This window comes from Streptomyces katrae (genome assembly GCF_000966975.1).
GTDB classification, from domain to species: domain Bacteria; phylum Actinomycetota; class Actinomycetes; order Streptomycetales; family Streptomycetaceae; genus Streptomyces; species Streptomyces katrae.
On record NZ_JZWV01001447.1, the window covers coordinates 1 to 2,877 of the forward strand.

General features: G+C 73.6%; 2 protein-coding genes and 2 pseudogenes. 1 reads left to right on the top strand and 3 read right to left on the bottom strand.

The window, feature by feature from the left end; genetic code table 11:
• A pseudogene (locus VR44_RS38185) lies at positions 1-208 on the top strand (hypothetical protein); the annotation flags it as partial.
• A gap of 22 nt (positions 209-230) precedes the next feature.
• Here VR44_RS38185 and VR44_RS38190 read toward each other — a convergent pair.
• The 3 genes and pseudogenes from VR44_RS38190 to VR44_RS49010 all read right to left on the bottom strand — a co-directional run bounded on the left by VR44_RS38190 (position 231) and on the right by VR44_RS49010 (position 2,664).
• On the bottom strand, positions 231-467 hold the full coding sequence (locus VR44_RS38190; RefSeq protein WP_045952277.1) for a response regulator transcription factor: 237 nt from the start codon (positions 465-467) through the stop codon (positions 231-233).
• Between the two features lie 218 nt (positions 468-685).
• Positions 686-1,891: pseudogene (locus tag VR44_RS49005) on the bottom strand (ATP-binding SpoIIE family protein phosphatase); the annotation flags it as partial.
• Entirely contained in the window at positions 1,795-2,664 is an 870-nt protein-coding gene (locus tag VR44_RS49010; RefSeq protein WP_342669436.1) for a PAS domain-containing protein, read from the bottom strand. The pseudogene VR44_RS49005 and the gene VR44_RS49010, both read right to left, overlap by 97 nt.
• Positions 2,665-2,877 lie beyond the last annotated feature (213 nt).

Genomic DNA, 2,877 nt, shown 5'->3' on the forward strand with positions numbered 1-2,877 from the left:
CTACGACACCTGCCTGGAGTTCATCGCCGCCCTGCGCGCCGCGACCGGCACCGCCGGCCGGCGCGTCGACGCGGAGCCGGAGGCCGGCCACCCGCCCACCGCGGTCTCGGTGGTCCCCGAGCCGCCGCAGGAACCCCCGGCCTGGGCCCTGCCCGTCTTCCGCGCACAGCACGACGGCCCGCACGGCGGGATGCCGTACGGGCCGTAGGGCCGGGAAGGGGTTCTGCGGGTCACAGCCCCAGCGAGATGGCGAGGCGGGTCAGCTCCGCCGTGGTGTTGACGCCGAACTTGGCGCGGATGCGGCGCAGGTAGGCGTCGACGGTGTGCTTGGAGAGACCCATGTTGCGGGCGGCCTGGAGGTAGGTGCACCCGGCGGCGATGTGGCGCAGCGCCTCCTGCTCACGCGGGGCCAGAGAGGTAGAGGTCGAGGGGGCTTCGACGTGCTCCATGACGAGGGTGAGGCTCATGGGATTTCCTCCGCCGTGTCGGCTCGGTCATCGCTGCTGCTCACACCCTTGGAAGCAGAGGGACATATATCGGAATGTCGCTGTATGTCCCTGATAAAGAGCTTGCGGGCGCCACTTCATGGAGTTGTCCGCCGACTGTCACAGGCGCGTCACAGGGGTTCGGAACACGGAACCCGCCGCCCTGACGCCCGCCACCTCCTGCCCGGGGAGCCCATGCCTCAGGAGCCCACGAGGGACTGCTCGGCCCAGATGGTCTTGCCGGTGGGTTCGTGCCGGGTGCCCCAGCGCTGGGCCAGCTGCGCCACCAGGAGCAGCCCCCGGCCTCCCTCGTCGAAGGTCCGGGCCCGCCGCATGTGCGGGGCCGTACTGCTCGCGTCGGAGACCTCGCAGATCAGCGTCTCGTTCTCGTGGATCAGACGCAGCTGGATGGGCGGCTCGCCGTAGCGGATGGCATTGGTGACCAGCTCGCTCACCACCAGCTCGGCGACGAACGAGGCCTCGTCGAGCTCCCACGCCGTCAGCTGGTCGGTGGTGTACCGGCGGGCGTCGGCGACCACCGACGGGTCCGACGGCAGGTCGAAGACCACCACCTTGTCCGCGTGCAGCGCCCGGGTCCGGGCGACCAGCAGGGCCACGTCGTCCTCGGGACGGTGGGTCAGCAGGGCGGTCAGCACCCGGTCGCAGACCGTGTCCAGGGTCGACGCGGGCCGGGTGAGGGCCGAGAACAGGGTGTCCAGGGCCTCGTCCAGGTCGTGCTCGCGGGCCTGGAGCAGCCCGTCGGTGTACAGGGCCAGCATGCTGCCTTCGGGGAGCTCCACCTCGACGGTCTCGAACGGCAGGCCCCCCAGGCCCAGCGGCGGACCCGCCGGCACGTCGAGCAGGTACACCGAGCCCTCCGGGGACACCACGGCGGGCGGCGGGTGACCGGCCCGGGCCACCGTGCAGTGACGGGTGACCGGGTCGTACACCACGTACAGGCAGGTCGTCCCGATGCCCCCCGCGGACTCCTCGGGCGCGTCCGGATCGGCCTCGTCGGCGGACAGGTGGATGATCAGGTCGTCGAGGTGGGTGAGCAGCTCGTCGGGCGGCAGGTCCACGTCGGCCAGCGTGCGCACGGCGGTCCGCAGGCGGCCCATGGTCGCGGAGGCGCGGATGCCGTGGCCGACCACGTCGCCCACCACCAGCGCCACCCGCGCCCCCGACAGCGGGATCACGTCGAACCAGTCACCGCCCACACCGGCCTCACCGCCGGCGGGCAGGTAGCGGGAGGCGATCTCGAGCGCCCCCTGCTGCGGCAGCGTGTGCGGCAGCAGGCTGCGCTGCAGGGTCATCGTGGTGGTGTGCTCACGGTGCTCCCGGCCGGGCCCGTGCGCCTCCCCGGCGTCCTCGGCCTCGGCCGGCCGGGCGGTGAGTTCCTCGGCGAGCCGCTGAGTTCCTCGGCGAGCCGCAGGTGCTCCGGGTGCGGGGCGTGCCCGGCGCGGTCGTGCGCGGCCAGGCACACCGCCCGCACCCGGCCGTCCCGGTCCCGCAGCGCGGCCAGGGAGGTCTCCCAGCCGTGTTCGGGGCCTTCGCCCGGCAGAGGGACGAAAGCGGTCAGGTGCTGGGGCTCGCCGGTCTCGACGACCACGCGCATCCTGCGCTCCGTCTCGTCGCTCACGGGGTCCGGGGCGATCTCCGTCAGCCGCAGCCCGCGCATCTGCTCCTCGGTGAGGGCGAGCGTCTGCTGCATGCCGGTGTTGGCGCGCAGCAGCCGCAGGTCCGCGTCGAAGACCGCGAGGAAACAGGGGGACTGGGCGAACGCCCACTCGTTCAGCGGCGCCTCCCAGGGCGGGTCGGCCGGTCCCGGCACGGCGGACACCACCGTCCACTTCACGGTCCCGCCCGACGAGGTCCAGCGGTGGGCGAGCAGCGGCACCTCCACGCGCCGGCCGTCCCGGTGCCGCAGCGCCGCCGTGCCGCTCCACCGTTCCCGTCCCGGCTCGACGGCCGGGACGGCCCCGCCGTCCTCCGCCAGCAGCCGGGCGGCGGGCCGTCCCACGACCTCGGACGGCTCGTAGCCGAGGAGCCGGCGGGCACCCTCGCCCCACTCGGTCACGACGCCGTCCTCGCCGATCGTGGCCGTGGCGGTGTACGCCGCCCCGGGGGAGGCGCTCGTCTCCTGCGGTGGCTCACCGGGAAAGGTGGGAAGTTGCGCCATCGCCGCTCATCTCGCCCTCGCTAGTCCGGCCAGGGTGCTCCACTGACAAGCATGATCCGGCGGGGCGGGGAGCACCAACGCAGCGCGGCGCCGTCCGCCGGGTCACGGGCGGGTCAGGACGAGGGCCACGACCGCCTCCCGGGCCTGCCAGACCATCGCCCGGCGCGGCCCGCCGAGCGCGGGGGGTCGCAGCTGTCTCTTATACACATCTCT